Annotated in this window: 15 protein-coding genes and 1 pseudogene; 13 read left to right on the plus strand and 3 right to left on the minus strand. The window is 56.3% G+C overall.

Annotation, left to right across the window (positions count from 1 at the left end):
- Positions 1-48: 48 nt before the first annotated feature.
- On the minus strand, positions 49-744 hold the full coding sequence (locus ETC00_RS13340) for a Crp/Fnr family transcriptional regulator (protein ID WP_171566564.1): 696 nt from the start codon (positions 742-744) through the stop codon (positions 49-51).
- 304 nt (positions 745-1,048) lie between these two features.
- Between ETC00_RS13340 and ETC00_RS13345 the strand changes: the two genes are divergently transcribed.
- The 5 genes and pseudogenes from ETC00_RS13345 to ETC00_RS13365 all read left to right on the plus strand — a co-directional run bounded on the left by ETC00_RS13345 (position 1,049) and on the right by ETC00_RS13365 (position 7,674).
- On the plus strand, positions 1,049-2,170 hold the full coding sequence (locus ETC00_RS13345; RefSeq protein WP_171566565.1) for a TIGR04053 family radical SAM/SPASM domain-containing protein: 1,122 nt from the start codon (positions 1,049-1,051) through the stop codon (positions 2,168-2,170).
- Between the two features lie 2 nt (positions 2,171-2,172).
- On the plus strand, positions 2,173-4,464 hold the full coding sequence (locus ETC00_RS13350) for a nitric-oxide reductase large subunit (RefSeq protein WP_171566566.1): 2,292 nt from the start codon (positions 2,173-2,175) through the stop codon (positions 4,462-4,464).
- Positions 4,465-4,538: 74 nt separating this feature from the next.
- On the plus strand, positions 4,539-5,813 hold the full coding sequence (locus ETC00_RS13355; RefSeq protein WP_253264299.1) for a molybdopterin molybdotransferase MoeA: 1,275 nt from the start codon (positions 4,539-4,541) through the stop codon (positions 5,811-5,813).
- Between the two features lie 95 nt (positions 5,814-5,908).
- A pseudogene (locus tag ETC00_RS20950) lies at positions 5,909-6,070 on the plus strand (Rrf2 family transcriptional regulator); the annotation flags it as partial.
- Positions 6,071-6,330: 260 nt separating this feature from the next.
- Positions 6,331-7,674 (plus strand): purine/pyrimidine permease, encoded by a 1,344-nt coding sequence (locus ETC00_RS13365; protein WP_171566568.1) that lies wholly within the window; start codon positions 6,331-6,333, stop codon positions 7,672-7,674.
- Between the two features lie 39 nt (positions 7,675-7,713).
- Here the strand turns inward: ETC00_RS13365 and ETC00_RS13370 are convergent, their stop codons facing one another.
- Positions 7,714-8,385 carry a B3/B4 domain-containing protein gene (locus ETC00_RS13370; protein WP_171566569.1) on the minus strand — a complete coding sequence of 224 codons (672 nt, stop codon included), beginning with the start codon at positions 8,383-8,385 and terminating at the stop codon, positions 7,714-7,716.
- 214 nt (positions 8,386-8,599) lie between these two features.
- Here ETC00_RS13370 and rnhA point away from each other — a divergent pair, with 214 nt between their 5' ends.
- The 8 genes from rnhA to yhbH all read left to right on the plus strand — a co-directional run bounded on the left by rnhA (position 8,600) and on the right by yhbH (position 17,503).
- On the plus strand, positions 8,600-9,034 hold the full coding sequence (rnhA, locus tag ETC00_RS13375; RefSeq protein WP_171566570.1) for a ribonuclease HI: 435 nt from the start codon (positions 8,600-8,602) through the stop codon (positions 9,032-9,034).
- Positions 9,031-10,236 (plus strand): tRNA epoxyqueuosine(34) reductase QueG, encoded by a 1,206-nt coding sequence (queG, locus tag ETC00_RS13380; protein ID WP_171566571.1) that lies wholly within the window; start codon positions 9,031-9,033, stop codon positions 10,234-10,236. The genes rnhA and queG overlap by 4 nt, the downstream gene beginning before the upstream one ends.
- Positions 10,237-10,274: 38 nt before the next feature.
- The gene (locus ETC00_RS13385; RefSeq protein ID WP_171566572.1) at positions 10,275-10,826 is read left to right on the plus strand and encodes a methylated-DNA--[protein]-cysteine S-methyltransferase; all 552 of its coding nucleotides are present in this window, start codon (positions 10,275-10,277) and stop codon (positions 10,824-10,826) included.
- 433 nt (positions 10,827-11,259) lie between these two features.
- Complete coding sequence (locus ETC00_RS13390) at positions 11,260-12,282, plus strand: amidase domain-containing protein (protein ID WP_253264300.1); 1,023 nt, start codon at positions 11,260-11,262, stop codon at positions 12,280-12,282.
- A gap of 176 nt (positions 12,283-12,458) precedes the next feature.
- Positions 12,459-12,929, plus strand: a complete 471-nt coding sequence (trmL, locus tag ETC00_RS13395) for a tRNA (uridine(34)/cytosine(34)/5-carboxymethylaminomethyluridine(34)-2'-O)-methyltransferase TrmL (protein WP_171566573.1) — start codon at positions 12,459-12,461, stop codon at positions 12,927-12,929.
- 119 nt (positions 12,930-13,048) lie between these two features.
- A complete protein-coding gene (locus ETC00_RS13400; protein ID WP_171566574.1) occupies positions 13,049-13,774 on the plus strand; it encodes an HAD family hydrolase in 726 nt (241 codons plus the stop codon).
- A gap of 589 nt (positions 13,775-14,363) precedes the next feature.
- Positions 14,364-16,262: a PrkA family serine protein kinase gene (locus tag ETC00_RS13405; RefSeq protein WP_171566575.1), complete on the plus strand. Its 1,899-nt coding sequence runs from the start codon at positions 14,364-14,366 to the stop codon at positions 16,260-16,262.
- 80 nt (positions 16,263-16,342) lie between these two features.
- Positions 16,343-17,503, plus strand: a complete 1,161-nt coding sequence (yhbH, locus tag ETC00_RS13410) for a sporulation protein YhbH (protein ID WP_171566576.1) — start codon at positions 16,343-16,345, stop codon at positions 17,501-17,503.
- A gap of 58 nt (positions 17,504-17,561) precedes the next feature.
- Here the strand turns inward: yhbH and ETC00_RS13415 are convergent, their stop codons facing one another.
- Positions 17,562-18,299: a DUF3050 domain-containing protein gene (locus ETC00_RS13415; protein ID WP_171566577.1), complete on the minus strand. Its 738-nt coding sequence runs from the start codon at positions 18,297-18,299 to the stop codon at positions 17,562-17,564.
- Positions 18,300-18,562: the final 263 nt, after the last annotated feature.

Below are 18,562 nucleotides of genomic sequence, written 5' to 3' on the forward strand. Positions count from 1 at the left end.
CGCGTTTCGGGGCTTTTCTGGTCCTGGGCGGCCAGGAGCGTCTGGAGGCTACTTCAGCTCTTTTTGCCGCTTCAGCGCCTCCAGGTCCATAATTACGATGCGATTGCGCTCGAACTTCAACAGCGATTCCTTGCTGAACTGATTCAGCAGCCGATTGACGCTTTCCCGGGTGGTGCCGATCGAGCTGGCAATCTCCTGGTGAGTCATCGGCAGGTTGATCGTAATGCTGTTTCCGTTTACTTCTCCATGCTGTTCTGCGAGCTTCAGCAGGAATGACAGCACGCGATGTTTGACGTGCTGTCCGGACAGCGATTGCAGCTTTTCTTGCAGTTCCACGATTTTATCCCCCATGACGCGCATCATCTTGACGGCAATCGATGGAGTGTTCAGCATCAAGCGTTCGAACAAACGGACGGGAATCGCCACCAGATGCGTATCAATGATCGCTTCCGCCGTCGCCGGGTACGGATTCTGATTGAAAAAGCCGGTGTGCGGAAACATGTCCACAGGTTTTAACAATGAGACAATTTGCTCGTGCCCGTTTTCGTCCGTTTTAAAGGTTTTTACCAATCCTTCTTGGATAAAGTAGACGGCTTCCTTCTCGCTTCCTTCCGAAAAAATGACGGACTTTTTGGGAATAAAGCGGGATATCGCGATTTCTGCTACCCGTTCCATTTCTTGATCGCTCAGATCATGGAACATGGGGACCTGCCTGAGACACGGGGACATCACTTGCTTTTGCATCGCATTCTTTCCTCCATCAGCGTTGTATTTCGGGCAGTAACACTCGCCTTATTCCGCACCCGCCTTATCCTATATTTTACCTGAAATGGGGATGTCCCGACCTAAAGGCACCCTGCAGAATTCTACAGAATCATGAACGTTTGCCGCCGGATATTTCGTCACCAGGCCGGATTCAAGCCGTTTGTTGCAAACTGTGAAAAAGTGTTGAACAGTTCGGGAGATGTGATGGGCCTCACGTTTCGGCGTTTTATTTTGCCTTAGGATAAAACTGTCGCCGGCGTATTTTGGGAAGAGGAGGGAGTGTATGTTGCCTCCAGGGAAAGAAAGGGATTATCACGAGAATCCGTTTATCGTCATCTGGGAAGTGACCCGCGCCTGCGCGTTGAAATGCCTGCACTGCAGGGCGGAAGCACAGTATAAGGCGGATCCGCGGCAGCTTACCTTCGAGGAAGGGATCAAGTTGATCGACGACATTGCCGAGATGGACAGTCCGCTCGTTGTGTTTACGGGCGGTGATCCGTTAATGCGTCCCGATCTGTTCGATCTCGCCCGATACGCCATCCAGGAAAAGAAGCTGTCCGTTTCGATGACGCCGAGCGCTACGCCAAAAGTGACGCGGGAGGCGATACGGAAAGCAAAGGAAGTGGGATTGTCGCGTTGGGCTTTCAGCCTGGACGGCTCGTGTGCGGACATTCACGATCACTTTCGCGGAACAAAGGGTTCCTACGAACGCACTATGAGGGGCATTCACTATTTAAAGGAACTGAACATTCCGATTCAGGTGAACACCACCGTGTCAACGTATAACCTGCACGATCTTGAGGCCATTGCAGAAAAAGTCAGGGACATGGACGCCGTGCTGTGGAGCGTCTTTTTCCTCGTGCCGACGGGGCGCGGGATGATACAAGACATGATCACGCCGGAACAACACGAAGAGGTGATGAAATGGCTCGTGCACGTTCAACAAAGGATGCCGTACGGGGTGAAAACGACGGAAGCACCCCATTACCGGAGGGTGTTATTGCAGGAAACCGGCCGTCTCGGCATGGTTGCGGCCGAGGCCGGGACAAAACGGAAAGATGTGCTCGGCCGCGCCCCGAAAGGCGTGAATGACGGCGACGGCTTTGTGTTTATCAGCCATATCGGAGAGGTGTATCCGAGCGGATTTCTTCCGGTGGTATGCGGTAATGTCAGGGAACGTCCGCTCGCCGATATTTACCGGCATTCACCGATCATGAAGCAATTGCGCGACAAGTCGCTGTTAAAAGGGAAATGCGGCGTTTGCGAGTTTAAACAAGTTTGCGGCGGTTCGAGGGCCCGGGCCTATGCAGTCACCGGGGATTATTTGGCCAGCGACCCGTATTGCGCCTACGTGCCAAAAGAGTGGGATGCCTGTGAGCAAGACACGTGTGATGGAGGTGAATGAACATGCAATATAAAAAACTGTGGATTGTACTTGCGCTCGTGTTTGCCGCGTCTTTTGCGGTCCTTCTGTATTACGGCGGGGAAATTTATCAGGAGATGCCGCCTGTTCCGGACCGTGTCGTGACGAATACCGGAAAAGTCGTATTCACCGGAGACGATATCCGCGAAGGGCAAAACATATGGCAGCGCATGGGCGGCCAGGAGGTCGGCAGCATATGGGGACACGGGTCTTATGTGGCTCCGGACTGGACGGCGGACTGGCTGCATCGCGAACTGACGTGGATTCTCGACAAATGGGCGAACGACAGGTACCAAACGGATTACAGCAAGCTCTCCGATGTGCAGCAGGCGGAATTGAAAACATTGTTGAAACAGGAAATACGGACAAATACCTATCATCGCGAAACAAATGAAATCGTTGTTTCCGAAACGAGAGCGGAGGCGATCCGGGAGGTAAGCGCTTATTACGACAAAGTATTCGGCGACGACCCGGAGTTGGCCAAATACCGCAAGCAAATCGCCATACCCGCCAATACGGTCGCCAGCGCTGAAGACCGCGCGAAACTGTCGGCGTTCTTCTTCTGGACGTCCTGGTCTGCGTCCACCAACCGCGAAGGGATGGACATCACCTACACGAACAACTGGCCGGGCGAGCCGTTGATCGACAATGTGCCGACGCGCTCTTCGCTGATTTGGTCGATCGTGAGCGTGATTTTGCTGATCGCCGGCGTGGGCGCATTGGCCTGGTATTTTGCGGTATTGCGAGGAAAAGAAGGGCATTCAGAAGCGACGGCTCCCGAAAAAGACCCGCTCATCGCGATTCAGCCGACACCGTCCATGAAAGCGACGTACAAATATTTCGGGGTCGTGACCGCACTGATCGTCGTGCAGGTGGGATTGGGCATCATTACTGCGCATTACGCGGTGGAAGGCGACGGCTTGTACGGCATTCCCCTCGCCGATTGGCTGCCTTACTCCGTCACGCGGACATGGCACCAGCAGCTGGCAGTCTTCTGGATTGCGACGGCGTGGCTTGCGACCGGTCTGTACATCGGACCGGCGATGTCCGGATACGAACCGAAATACCAGCGTCTCGGCGTCAACTTTTTGTTCTTCTGTTTGTTGGTGATTGTCGTTGGCTCCATGGCCGGGGAATGGGCGGCCGTCAAAGGATATATCAGCAATCTGACCCACAATTTTTACTTCGGGCACCAGGGCTACGAATATGTCGATCTGGGAAGGGCATGGCAAATTTTCCTGACGGTCGGGTTGTTCCTGTGGTTTTATCTAATGGCGCGCTCGATTTGGCCGGCGCTGAAGAAAAAGAGTGAAAACCGCCATTTGCTGACCTTGTTTCTGCTTGCGTCGGTCGCCATTCCGGTGTTTTACATTCCCGGTTTGATGTGGGGACAACACACGCATCTGTCGATATCGACGTACTGGCGCTGGTGGATCGTCCACCTTTGGGTGGAAGGCTTTTTCGAGGTGTTCGCCGCGGTCGTCATTGCCTTCCTCTTCTTGCGGATGGGATTGGTTCGAGCGGCAACAACGACTGCATCTGTTCTCTTCTCGACGATCATCTTTCTCTTTGGGGGAATTATCGGCACGTTCCACCATCTGTATTTTTCCGGCACACCGGTAGGGGTATTGGCGTTTGGCGCAGTGTTCAGCGCTCTGGAAGTCGTTCCACTGCTGCTGATCGGCTTTGAAGCGTATGAAAATGTGAAGCACGGGAGAGCGAAGCCGTGGGTGGAGCGGTACAAATGGCCAATTGCCTTTTTTGTCGCCGTTTCGTTCTGGAACCTGCTGGGCGCCGGCATCTTCGGCTTCCTGATCAATCCGCCGATCGCCCTGTACTACATGCAGGGGCTGAATACGACACCGCTGCACGGCCATTCGGCGTTTTTCGGGGTGTACGGGATGCTCGGCATCGGGCTGATGCTGTTTTGCCTGCGCGGGTTGACCGGACAAAGACCATGGAAGACCAAATTGCTCCGCTTTTCGTTCTGGTCGCTAAACATCGGACTGCTCCTCATGGGCGTAACGAGCCTGCTGCCGGTGGGCATCCTGCAAACGCTGGCCAGCATGGAACACGGTATGTGGTACGCGCGTTCGGCTGAATTTCTGCAGCAAAATGTCATTCAAAACCTGGTGTGGTTCCGAGCCGTGGGCGATACGATATTCGCCTTGGGGATCGTCGGTCTGGCCTGGTTTGTCATCGGTTTGAAGACGGGAAAATCGTTCGTGTCTGATACGACTCACGCCGCTCAAGACAACAAGTCCATGCATATATAGCGAAACCGACTGGACGCGGCGGAATGGATAGCCGCCGGTCCAGTTCTGCGGTATGACACGATATGGAGGAGAAGATGAAGATCGAGCAAAAACACCGGCAAGACCGGTTTCGCAGACATGCCGTTCAGGTAAAGGAAGCGCAGAAGATGATCGAGCCGTATCTTGCTCCTCTGGATACAGAATTCGTTTGCCTTGAACAGGCTTACGGCAGGTATTTGGCGGAAGACATCGTTGCGGCACACCCGCTGCCGCATTTCCGCCGGTCCGGCATGGACGGATTTTCCGTTCGCACGGACGACATCCGGGACGCCTCATCTGAAAAGCCCGTTTGTCTGAAGGTGATCGAAAACGTTCCATGCGGTTTTGTTCCGCAAAAACGCTTGGAGCCGGGAACGGCTGCCAGGACGATGACCGGAGCGATGGTGTCAGAGGGGGCAGATGCGGTAATCCGGTTGGAAATGACGCGAGAATTTGAGATCGACGGGGAATCGTATCTTTCTGTAACGAGACCCATACAGCCGGGCGCCAATGTGTCGGAAGTCGGTTCGGAGCTGCATGAAGGAGCGGTGGTAGTAACGCGCGGACGTACCATTCGTTCCGGCGAAATGGCAATCCTGGCGGAATACGGGTATCACCAGGTGCAGGTGTTCCGCTCCCCTGTTGTCGCCATCTTTTCTACCGGTGCGGAATTGCTGCGAGTGGATAAGCCTGTACAACCGGGAAAAATTCGCAACAGCAATGCGCACATGCTGGCGGGATTGGTCAGACAAGCGGGAGGCGTGCCTCGATGGCTCGGGCAAATCGGCGATGACGTGGAGGAAGCCCGCATAAAGATGACGGAAGCTGTAAACACCGCAGACCTCGTGATCAGCACGGGCGGCGTATCCGTGGGCGATTATGATGTGTTAGCCGACCTGTTTCTTCAGTGGGAAGGGAAAACGTTATTCAACAAAGTGGCGATGAGGCCGGGAAGCCCGACTACTGCAGGCGTTCTTGACGGCAAAATCTGCATCGCCCTGTCTGGAAATCCGGGAGCGTGCTTTGTCGGCTTTCATCTGTTTGTACGGCCGGTGCTGCTGGGAATGCAGGGGTGCGGCGAAACACAATTGCCTGAATTTGCGGCCATACTGTCGGAGACGTACGCGAAAACCGATGCGTACACGCGGTATGTGAGAGGCCGGACTGTCGTTTCCGATGACGGTCACGTGTATGTAGAACCGGTTGGACAGGACAAATCCAGCGTCATGAGCTCGATTAAAGATTCCGATTGCCTGATTTGCATTCCTCCCGGGAAAGGTGGTGCGACAAAAGGCAGCCTGGTTACCGCCTTGCGCCTGCCGAACTGCTGAAACAGATGGACGATCAAAAACGGCGGCCATCACATCCGTGATGACTCGCCGTTTTTGTGCACTCAGTGCTCGCTTGCAAAAGCTACCGCCGCTGCGTCGGCTTCGCGATGCTCGAAGCGGAAGAGAAGATGCGCGAGTATTTACGCGGCAAGACGTTGGCGTGGTTGCATCAGGAGCTTGCTCATGTTTTGCCTGAACCTGTTCGCCAAGCGACGCGGGACTATTTTTCTGCAGGCAAACAAGCTTCCCGCAAATGAGGAGAGTGCTCCGTTTCACAACGAAGCATCGTACAGTTTCCTCGTGTATTCACATTTGTACTGAACCGGTTGGGATTACCAAATGAATCGGGCTTGTGGTAAGATGAAAAAGTCACAGGCAAGGCATGATCGACTGATGTGTTCCTACGATTATTTTTGCGAGATCGGATTTTGCACGCTGGAATCGGCGTGCTTTCTGTTTTCCTTCACAGAGCAGGTCAGTATGCCAGTGGCGGATTGACAACGAAAGGGTGTTGGGGATGCGTTACGGATTGCATGAACGGCCGCCTGTGGGCACAACCGTTTTGGCCTCCATGCAATGGCTGATTGTTACGGTTTCCAGCAGTGTCGCCATTCCGTTGGTGATCGGGGACGTGTACGGATTGCAGCCGGACGAAATCAGTCACTTGATGCAGCAGACCATGTTTTTCATCGGCTTGGCCTCTTTCCTGCAGACGTGGCTGGGTCACCGCTATCCGATGATGGATGGACCTGCTGGATTGTGGTGGGGCATCTTTGTCATATTGGCACAGATTGGTGCCAGTGTGGGAATGGGGCCGCGGCTGATCGGCCAATCGTTCCAGGTGGGGTTGATTCTGGCCGGCGGCTTGTTTTTGCTGTTGGGGATGCTGGGCTGGATCGGCAAAATCCAGCGCTGGTTTACGCCGCTCGTGTCCGGTACCTACATGATGCTGTTGGCGATTTCCTTGTGCAGCAGCATTGTGACCGGCATGCTGGGGATCGGCTACCGGCACGCGCAGGAAGTGCATCCCGGCATGGCCCTGGTGTCTGTCTTGATCGTCGCGCTGGTGCTCGTCTTTCTGCGCAGCAGGCGCTTGGCCAGCTACGCCGTGCTGTTGGGGATGGCGATCGGATGGGGACTGTACGCTGTGGTGGGCTGGACGGAACCGATCCGGCCCAGTGACGAGTGGGTGGTGCTGCCCACCCTGTTTTTCTGGGGAGAGCCCAAGTGGGATTGGGGGGTCATCCTGACCAGTCTGCTCACAGGGTTCGTCCTGCTGACCAATTTGGTCACCAGTTTGTCCGTCGTGGGCAAGGCAACCCAGTCGGAACCGACCATCCAGCAGTACAATCGGGGCGGCGTGTTTACCGGGGTGTCTCACATCCTGTCAGGATTGGCCGGGGTTGTCGGCATGATTCCGCTGTCGTTGGCGGCGGCCGTGATCCAGACGACGGGGATGGCGGCCCGATTGCCGTTCATGGCCGCGATGGCGGGGATGATGGTGATTGGCATGCTGCCAGCTGTCTCCCAGTTCCTGGCCGCCTTGCCGACGCCGGTCGCCTACGCCGGCATGTTTATCGCCTATACGCAGTTGCTTGGATTTGGCATCAAAGACCTGGCGTCAATCCGATTGGATGACCGGGCCATCACGATCGGCGGCAGTTCGCTCTTGGTGGGGATCGGCGTCATGTTTGTGCCGGCTTCGGCGTGGCAGCACCTTCCCCCGCTGGTGAGCTTTCTGTTTGGCAACGGGCTTTTGCTCGGCGTCGTGGTATGTCTGCTGTTGGAACACGTGGTATTTCCCCGGCCGGCGGATTCGGAGCCGGCGACAGAATTGCAAAAAGACGGCCGCTCTGCGTGACGGACCGTCTTTTTGTTTGGCATGTTGTCCCAGGAGAGGTTACGCAGTGACGAGATAGGAGAGCTGAGCCTCGCCACCGTTGATTTCCGTAAACATGCGGGCCGTCGCACCGAGTATTTCGTCCCGCTGTTTTGGCGACACGTGCTCGTGGAAAAAAATCACCTGCATCAGATTGCGGCTGTTGTCCGTGACGGACGTGCGCACCGAGTCGACGATCGGACTGCCGAATGCGCCCTGCTCATCTGCGAGCAGCAGTTTTCCCTCCATCTGCATGTCACGGCCGTTCAGCCCCTGGTAAGCGTCGGAGGCTTGTCCCAGACGGCAGACCACCGGAAAGTGCAGGTGATCTTCGTCGTAAATGCCGTACGGCAGGGCGTGCAGTACGGAGAAGAAGTTGTTGACGTCGACCGCGCCGTTGATCCAGAAAAACGGATGACCCTGCAGCAAGCGGCGAATCAGGGCTTCCGAGGAAGGACGGTAACGGGAGGGATCGATCCCCAGTCGCTTGAAGCAGGCTCGCCATTCACGCACGCCTTCGATCTCGGTCAGTTTGGCGAGATCCCGTTCCAAACGCAGCGATTCCACGAACAGATTGATGCGCCCCTGCAGCTTTTTGGGAGAGGGGCTTACGGTCACGCCGGCGTAGTGAATGACGCCCAGCGAAAGACGCGGCAGGCGTTCAACCACTGTGGAGTCCAAGCGTACCTTCATCGGTGTCACTCCTTGTCTCTCAACTGTTTTTTGGTAGTATAACAAAAACGGCGATGGAAGTATATCAAAGCGGTTTTTTGCGTCAATAGCGGATGCTTTTTGTTTTTTACAGCCGTACTGCGGGGCATATTCTTGCGGGCCCGGCAGCAAAAAATTTTGTGGAAGCGGCTGTCCTTCGGTACAATAAATAGTGAACAGGAGGGATTCCCCGACAATGCGTGAAGTAACCATTTATACCGACGGTGCCTGCTCCGGCAATCCGGGACCGGGCGGCTGGGGTGCCGTGCTGATATACGGCGAGCACAAAAAGGAAATGTCCGGTGCGGAAGCCAATACGACCAACAACCGGATGGAGCTCAAGGCGGCGATCGAGGCACTGTCCGCGCTGAAGGAGCCGTGCAAGGTCACCTTGTACAGCGACAGCGCCTACCTGGTTAACTGCTTTCAGCAGGGATGGTACAAGGGCTGGCAGCGCAACGGTTGGAAGAACAGCAAGAACCAGCCGGTGGAAAACCAGGACCTGTGGAAGGAACTGCTTCGTTTGATGGAAATACACCAGGTTCAGTACGTGAAAGTAAAAGGTCACGCGGACAACGTGTGGAACAACCGCTGTGACGAACTGGCGACGGGGGCGATCAAACAGCTGTGAGTGACCGGCAGTACTGGGAACAGACGAAGCAGGCGATTATTGCCTATGCCCGCGAGTTAGGAATAGACAAGATCGGGTTTGCCAGTGCCGATCCGTTTTTGACCCTGAAAGAGCGTTTGCTGGAGCATCGGGAAAAAGGCTACGAATCCGGGTTTGAGGAGCCAGATCTGGACAAGCGGACCGATCCTGGCCTCAGTCTGGATGGGGCGCGGTCGCTGATTGCCATCGCGCTGGCCTATCCTTCCAAGATGGATAACCCGCCCAAATCGGAACCGGGCGCGTATCGCGGCATCCTCTGCCGAGCGGCGTGGGGAACGGACTACCATCACGTCCTGCGCGAGAAATTGGACAAGCTGGCCGGATATATCTGTGAACTGGAGCCCGGCGCCCGGGTGGAATCGATGGTGGATACGGGTGCCTTGTCCGACCGTGCCGTAGCGGAGCGGGCCGGCTTGGGATGGGTAGGCAAAAACTGCGCGCTAATTACCCCGGAGTTTGGCTCATGGGTCTACCTGGGTGAACTGATCACCAACCTGCCGCTGCCGCCGGACGAGCCGGTGGAGGAAGGGTGCGGCGATTGCAATTTGTGTGTGGAAGCCTGCCCGACAGGGGCGCTGGTCCAGGGAGGGCAGCTCAACGCCCAGAAGTGCGTAGCTTTTTTAACACAGGTAAAAGATTTCATTCCCGACCAGTACAGGGCGAAGATCGGCAACCGGCTGTACGGCTGCGACACTTGTCAGATGGTTTGCCCCAAAAATCGCGGCAAGCACTTCGCCCATCACGCGGAATTCCGGCCCGATCCGGAAGTGGCCAAGCCGCTCTTGCGTCCGCTGCTTCACATGAGCAACAAGGAATTCAAGCAGACGTTCGGCGCTTCCTCTGCGGCATGGCGCGGAAAAAAGCCGATTCAGCGAAACGCCATTCTGGCACTGGCCCATTTTCACGACCGCTCCGCTGTTCCCGACTTGATCCGGCTGCTCGAAGAGGATCCCCGCCCCGTCATTCGGGGAACGGCCGCCTGGGCGTTGGGCAAGATCGGTGGCGAAGAGGCGGAAGCGGCGCTTGCGGCGGCCCGGGAGCGGGAGTCATCGCCGGAGGTGCTGGCCGAAGTGGAGAAAGGATTTGCCCTATTGCGCCAGCACGGTGCATCCGGAGCAGCCAAATCGCACGACGTGAGGAGCGGCAAGGGGGCACACGCGTAGAACCATTCACATAAAAAACGGGTAGGGAGGAACGATGGATGGCACAAGTATTGGGATACACCACCATGGACTCGCCGATTGGACCGCTTTTGATTGCTTCTACGAAAAACGGACTGTGCTTCATTGAATTTGGCGACGGGGAGCAGGCTCTGTCCAGCTTGCAGCGCTGGTGCCGCAAGACCTTCATGGGCGTCCCCATCAGCCGGGACGACCAGGGAAACCAGTCTGTCCGCGAGCAGTTGGAGGAGTATTTTGCCGGTACGCGGAAGACGTTTGACATCCCGCTGGATATGTACGGCACGCCGTTTCAAAAAGCGGTCTGGACCGAACTGACCCGCATTCCCTATGGCGAGACGCGTTCCTACAAGGAGATCGCGCTGTCCATCGGTGCAGCAAAAGCAGTCCGGGCCATCGGCGGGGCGAACAACCGCAATCCCATCCCCATCGTCGTTCCCTGCCATCGCGTCATCGGTTCCAACGGAGCGCTCGTCGGATACGGAGGCGGGCTCTCCATCAAGGCACACCTGCTGGCGTTGGAAGGCGCACATGCAGCGTCTCTCCATGCCGATTCACCAAAAGCTGTCCGGTAAACCGGGCAGCTCAGCGTGTAGACAAAGTTCGCGGCGCATGGGGATCGGGCCCGCTAGCTTGACGCCCGCCCAGCACAGAAGCGGATGAAGTTCGCTCCAAAACGAGACGCGGGCAGGGGACAAACATCTGGGTGTTTCGATGAAGTGAGACTTGTGTCCCCTGTTGATTCCCGCGTCTTCGTTTTTCCGCTGAGTCGGTCGTCAAAGGAGCTCGCTTGGCCCATCCCGCCATGCGATGCACATTGTCTTCCGCTTCGGTTGATGAATGGGCAGGCCTTTCGGCCTGGAAATCATTTTTTGTGGACGCTAACTCAATGAACCGTTTGTCTTCAGTCTGAGCTGTCCGGTAATCCGGGCAGCTTTTTTCATGCTCCCAGTCCTTCTGAACGGGCCCGAACTGTCATAAGCATCAGGGAGAGGCCGGCGCCGGAGCATGAACCCTGACGTGAGCGAACAGGCGCGGGCCAACGGGGAAAGGAGGAGGCGGATGGAAGATTGGCTGAACTTCCTGCAGAACTACTGTAATGCGGTACAACAATGCTGGGTGGACGGCCGATGGGAGCGCCTGCAGCCGTTGGGGGCTGTTCCCGATGCGGGGGCGCGGCAGCGGGAGCTGTGGATGCGGGAACAGGAACAGTATCTGGACAGGGGAGCGGAAATCACTGCTGTCCAGGGCGACGTGGTGCCGCTGTATTGGCTGGAGTCCAACGGGCGCGTACAAGTGGAATTTGCCTGGCACGTCCGGCAGCTGTACCGGCTGCACGGCACCGATCTTGTGAAAGAGACGCGCCGGCAGCAGCGGATGGCCGTCATCAGGCAGGGAACGGGATGGAAGCTGGATTGGATCGAGCCGAGCCCGGACGGGGAGATGAACACGGCCGTATTGAACGATTCGGATGCATGGCTGGAGATGAACGAGACTGAGGAAGGGGAGCCGCTGCCATCACTCGTTCACGGGTCAAAGGGGTACCGAGCGGATCAGGCGGTCGCCTATGCCGAGCAGTACTGGAACTCAGCCAATCCAGCATTCCCCCATTTTACCGACGACTGCACCAATTTCATCTCGCAATGTCTCTATGCGGGCGGCATCCCGATGCTGTTTTCCCGGGAAAAAGGGCGCGGCTGGTGGATGCGGCCGGGAAAATCGGCCAGTTGGAGCTACAGTTGGGCGGTGGCGCACAGCTTGTACCTGCTGCTGAAATCGGGCGGCCCGCCGATGCGTGCCGTGCAGAAGCGGTCGCCGGAGCAGCTGGTGCCAGGAGATGTGATCTGTTACGACTTTGACGGAGACGGACGGTTCCAGCACACCACGATCGTCGTGGCTAAGGACGCCAACCACATGCCATTGGTCAACGCCCATACGACCAACAGCCGTATGCGCTACTGGAACTATCGGGATTCGACGGCCTACACTCCAAATATCCGCTACGCGTTTTTTCACATTCAGGGCATGTGAGTCAACAGAGGCGGCCTCTATGGGAGGAACCGCCTCTTGCTGTCTGGATGCAGCCAACGTGAGCGTCGGGGTGAGAGCGGGGAGGGGGGCCTGCACCTCGGAAGGTGGTCATCTCCATGGGGGATTCGGTATAATATAGGATGTTTGAAAGTTCGGTTGACAAGGAGTTTGTTGACATGCCACTGCACATTGTCCTGCACGAGCCGCTCATTCCCGCCAACACGGGCAATATAGCCCGTTCCTGTGCGGCGACGGGGGCTCATCTGCATCTGATACATCCGCTGGGATTTTCCACGGACGACCGCTACCTGAAACGGGCCGGCCTTGATTACTGGCACGCGGTAAAGGTTCATCACTACGACAGCTTTGAGCACTTTGTCGAGGCACAGGGAGAGAATGCCGGCACCTTTTACTTCGTGGAAACGTGGGGAGAAAAGCTGTACACGGAGGTTTCCTTCCGCGACGGCGATTACATCATCCTCGGCAAAGAGACCACCGGTCTGCCGACCGAGCTGACTGATCGGTACCGGGAACAGACGATCCGCATTCCGATGAGCGGCGCCACCCGCTCCATCAATTTGTCCAACTGCGCCGCCATCGTCCTGTTTGAAGGGCTCAGGCAGTTGGGCTTCCCCGGGCTCTCGTAACGGACAAGCCGAACACGACCATCTTGCTCGATGCGGTGACGAAAAGGAGGCGGACCGGACAGCAGGAAGCACATCATCGCGCCGCCCAACCGTGCGACAAGAAAAAGGAGAACGATACGATGACGGTGACCACCATTTTGTTTGACCTGGACGGCACGCTGTTGGAGATGCAGACGGAGCCGTTTGTCAAAGGCTATCTGAAGGAGCTGGGCCGCTACGTCGGTGACCGCTATGACGCCGAAAAAATGCTCGCGCTGATCTGGGACGCGACCAAGGCGATGATTGCCAATCAGGAGCCGGACAAGACCAACGAGCAGGTGTTTGTCGAGTATTTCAGCAGACACGGCCAGTGGGACAAGGACGAACTGTGGCCGGTGTTTGACGCGTTTTACCGGGATGTTTTTCCCAAGCTTTCCCACATGACCTACCCGTCGCCGTGGGCGAAACGGATCGTGGCGGAAGCCAAGCGGCAAGGATTCCGCGTCGCCGTCGCCACCAATCCGGTCTTTCCTCGCGCCGCCATTCATCACCGGCTGGCCTGGATCGAGCTGGCGCCGCATGACTTTGAGCTGGTCACGGTGTACGAGGAATCCCACTTCACCAAGCCCAATCCCGCCTACTTCGCCGAGATTTGCCAACAGCTCGGCGTGCAGCCGACAGAATGCGTAATGGTCGGCAACCACATGCAGGAAGACATGGTTGCCGGTACGCTGGGGATGAAGACGTTTCTGGTCACCAACTGGCTGGAAGACCGCGGCGAACCGCAGTATCCGGTCGATCAGCGGGGCACCTTGGAAGAACTCTACGCCGCCATTTCCCAACGGACAGGTGTGTTTGCCCGCTGAGACGGGGAATCACACGAATACAGCCGACCGTCACTGTGATGCAGCGACGGTCTTTTTTTTGCCAAAAAACAAGCCGACACCCGCGAGTGCGAAGCAAAAAAAAGCAGGTTGCCCAATTCAGGCAGCCTGCTTTTTTTCCTGGGAGCGATGGCAAAAGGAAAGCCGACGATTCGGCCCGGTCCTACAGATTCCAGGTTTTGTCCTCGTTGTATCCCGCCGTGAGAATGAAGAACAGGAAAGCGGCAAAGACCAACCCTACGATAAACGTACCCATGTTGGACTGCTCCTTTCGTATTTCCAAACTACTCCCATTATAGCGTAGCTTGCCCTGTTTGCAAGAGAGTTACGCTTTGCCGTTTCTGTCATTTTCATGAATGTTTCGCCGGCTGACAGTGAACCGGGCAGGGCCAGTTTTGTCACGGGAGGGCTGAAACATGTGTTGTCATTGTGCATACACATATGAAAAGGATTGTGCATCCTGCTCCGATGGAACGGGACCATGCGCATGCGTGGCCCCAGTCGGACATATACATGAAAGTACACTGTTGTTCGCGAAGAGAGAGGGGCTTATGAAGGAGGAGAGACGAGCATGGACATTTTAAAGCGCATCGCCGAGCACAGGGCCCGTGAAGAAAATCTGATGTGGAGAGGCACATTTGCCGAATATTTGGAGATGGTACGGAAAAATCCGAAGATCGTCCAAACCGCACATGCGCGGGTCTACAACATGATTAAAGCAGCAGGAGTCGAAGAAAACGAAGACGGCACCCGCTCGTACAAGTTTTTTAGTCGGGAGATCTTCGGACTGGATCGGGCGATCGAGCGGCTGGTGGAAGAGTATTTTCACTCTGCTGCCCGCCGCCTGGATGTACGCAAACGGATTCTGCTCCTGATGGGACCCGTCAGCGGGGGGAAATCCACCATCGTGACGCTGCTGAAACGCGGATTGGAGGAGTACACCCGCACCGATGAGGGCGCTGTGTACGCGCTGGACGGCTGCCCGATGCACGAGGAACCGCTCCACCTGATCCCTCGCGAACTGCGGCCGGAGATTGAGGAAGAACTGGGAATCAAAATTGAAGGGGAACTGACCCCGTACAACCGCATGCGGCTGGAGACGGAATACGGCGGGCGCATTGAGGATTTTCCCGTTCGCCGTATCCTCTTTTCCGAAGCCGATCGCGTCGGCATCGGCACGTTCAGTCCGTCCGACCCGAAATCTCAGGACATCGCGGACCTGACCGGGAGTATCGACTTTTCCACGATCACCAAATACGGCTCCGAGTCGGACCCGCGGGCATACCGCTTTGACGGGGAGCTGAACAAGGCGAACCGCGGCTTGATGGAATTCCAGGAAATGCTGAAATGCGACGAAAAGTTTCTCTGGCACCTGCTCTCGCTTACCCAGGAGGGCAACTTCAAGGCCGGCCGTTTCGCCCTGATTTCCGCAGACGAACTGATTATCGCCCACACCAACGAGGCGGAGTACAAGGCGTTTATCGCCAACAAGAAAAACGAGGCGCTGCAGTCGCGGATCATCGTCATGCCGATTCCGTACAACCTGCGCGTCAGCGACGAGGAAAAGATCTACGCCAAGCTGATCAAGCAGTCTGATCTCGGCCACGTCCATATCGCGCCGCACGCGCTCCGGGCCGCCGCCATCTTTTCCATCCTCACGCGGCTGAAGGAGTCGAAAAAACAGGGCGCTGATCTGCTGAAAAAGATGCGCCTGTACGACGGAGAGTCGGTGGAAGGATTCAAAGGCTCCGATCTGGAGGAATTGCGGAACGAATATCCGGACGAAGGGATGTCCGGGATCGACCCGCGCTATGTGATCAACCGGATCTCCAGCGCATTGATTCGCCGGGACACGGAATGCATCAACGCGCTTGACATCCTGCGTGCGCTGAAGGACGGGTTTGACCAACACCCCTCCATCACCAAGGAACAACGTGAGAAATATCTCAACTTCATTTCCATGGCCCGCAAGGAGTACGATGAACTGGCCAAAAAGGAAGTGCAGAAAGCGTTTGTCTACAGCTACGAAGAATCGGCGAAAACGCTCATGGACAACTACCTGGACAATGTGGAAGCGTATTGCAATATGAATAAAATAAGGGACCCCGTTACCGGCGAAGAGATGGACCCGGATGAGCGCCTGATGCGCTCCATTGAGGAGCAGATCGGCATCTCAGAAAACGCCAAGCGGGCGTTCCGCGAAGAAATCCTGATTCGCATTTCGGCTTACGCACGCAAAGGGAAGCGTTTTGACTACAGCACGCACGATCGCTTGCGGGAAGCGATTGAGAAGAAGCTGTTCGCCGATTTGAAAGATGTGGTAAAAATTACCACCTCCAACAAAACACCGGACGAACACCAGTTGAAAAAAATCAACGAGGTGACCAGACGGCTGATCGATGAACACCGCTACTGCCCTGTGTGCGCCAATGAGCTTCTCCGGTATGTCGGCAGTCTGCTGAACAGATAACGTGCTCGCGGGGCACCCGGAGCTGGCTTGCCAGGGAAGCCCATTCGCCGAAGATGCGCCAGCAGGAGGGGGGAGTCTGTATGGAAGATTCGTCACCGTTCGTCGTCTCCCGGGAAGACTGGTCGCTGCACCGCAAAGGATACCAGGATCAGAACCGGCATCAGGAAAAAGTGAAGGAAGCGATCAAGAAAAACCTGCCCGATCTGGTCAGTGAGGAAAACATCATCATGTCCAACGGGCGGGAAGTGATCAAAATCCCGATCCGTTCCCTGGATGAGTACCGGCTCCGTTTTAACTTTCACAAGGGAAAGCACGGCGGTCAGGGCAAAGGAAACAGCAAAGTGGGCGACGTCATCGCCAAAGACGGGGACGCTGCCCAGGGCCCTGGCAAGGGACAGGGAGCGGGCGATCTGCCGGGTGTCGATTATTTTGAAGCGGAGATTACTGTCGAAGAGCTGGAAGAGATGCTGTTTGCCGAGTTGGAGCTGCCCAACCTCCAGCAAAAGGACGAGGACAGGATCATCGTGGAGGAGACGCGTTTCAACGACGTCCGCAAAAAAGGGTTGATGGGCAACATCGACAAAAGACGGACGCTGCTCGCCGCCATCCGCCGCAATGCCCTGGCCGGTTACAACGACCTGGAGTTGGGCATCAGCGACGATGACCTGCGCTTCAAGACGTGGGAGGAGATCGTCAAGCCGCATTCCAACGCCGTCATCATCGCCATGATGGACACTTCCGGCTCGATGGGTGTGTTTGAAAAGTACATCGCCCGCAGCTTTTTCTTCTGGATGGTGCGTTTTCTTCGCACCAAGTACGAAAAGGTGGAAATGGTCTTTATCGCTCATCATACCGAAGCCAAGGAAGTGCCGGAGGAGGTCTTTTTTTCAAAAGGAGAGAGCGGCGGCACGATCTGCTCCTCCGCCTACAAGAAGGCATTGGAGATCATCGACAGCCGCTATCCTTCGTCCCAGTACAACATCTATCCCTTCCACTTTTCAGACGGCGACAATCTGACGTCCGACAACGAGCGATGCGTCAAGCTGGTCAAGGAATTGATGGAACGCTGCAACATGTTTGGATATGGAGAAGTGAATCAGTACAACCGGCACTCTACCCTGATGTCCGCCTTCCGGCACATCAAAGATCCGAAGTTCATGCACTGTGTGATCCGGGAAAAGGGGGAAGTGTACAAAGCGCTCAAGACGTTTTTCGGGAAAAAGGAAGTCAGTACGGGATGAGTGCAGAGGAAACCGGACGGGTACCGTCCGGTTTTTTGCGTCTGTTCCTCCGGTGCGGCTACAGCACGGCCAGCACTCCGTTCCACAGATCGATGCGGGCACGAAGCGACTGCACGGCCGTTCGTTCCGCCTCCGCCTGTTTTTCCGGGGAGTCTTCACACAAGGCGGTCAGCAGCTTTTCCGCCAGCGGGCCGTGTTCGTCCCCGTCCAGTTCGATGTGCCGCTGCAGGTAGTAGTTCAGCCGTTTGGTCGACTGGCCGTTTCGGTTCAGTTCGTCGACCAGCACCTGAAACATGTCCGGGATGATGTCTTCCCGTCCGAAGAAGAAGGCAGCGCATACTTCGTGGGTTCCGCCGTTTTTCGCCAGGTCCAGGGTATGGCGGACAAAGCGAAAGACGGAATCCGGAACTTCCGCGGCCTTGAGCGCTGCAAGCAGGTCTTGTCCGGCCTGCAGTTCGGCCAAAAAGCGATTGATGGGACCGGTATCCGCGCCGCATTCGTTCATCGCTTCCACGTATAATTCGAAATGGCTGGCATAGCCGCCTTGACCGTCTTCATCGGTCTCCTCGCCCAGCACAATCTCGTTGATAAAACGGGCGTACTGGCTGTGTCGGGACGGCATCCAGGGAACCTCCGTGCAGGTCAGGTCCCGCTGCAGCCGTTTCAACAGGCTCATAAAGTCCCATACAGCAAACACGTGGTGCTGCATGAAGATACGGACGCGCTCGGGCGTGTTGATCTCCCGGTACACGGGGTGTTTCAACAGTTCTTCGCGTATCGTGCGGATGTTGTTCATCAGCTTTGGTTCCTTTCCTTGAGCGATGGCCCCTCAAAGGGTCGTTTTTGCTATGGTACAGATTTTATTATGGCACAGACAGTTGACCGGCGTCCGTGACAGCTGTGTGTCATGTTCGGGAGGGCTGGGAAAAACCTGTCTGTCTGCCCGGCACCAGGCGCTTTGGACAGGGGGACCGCATACACAACGGGCCGCTCTTCCTCGGCAGCTCATGCGTTTGCGACCAATGCGACGAGGGACAAGTCTACAAAAAAACGGCCTAA

The sequence above is a fragment of the Brevibacillus sp. MCWH genome (assembly GCF_013096935.1).
Taxonomy (GTDB): domain Bacteria; phylum Bacillota; class Bacilli; order Brevibacillales; family Brevibacillaceae; genus Brevibacillus; species Brevibacillus aydinogluensis.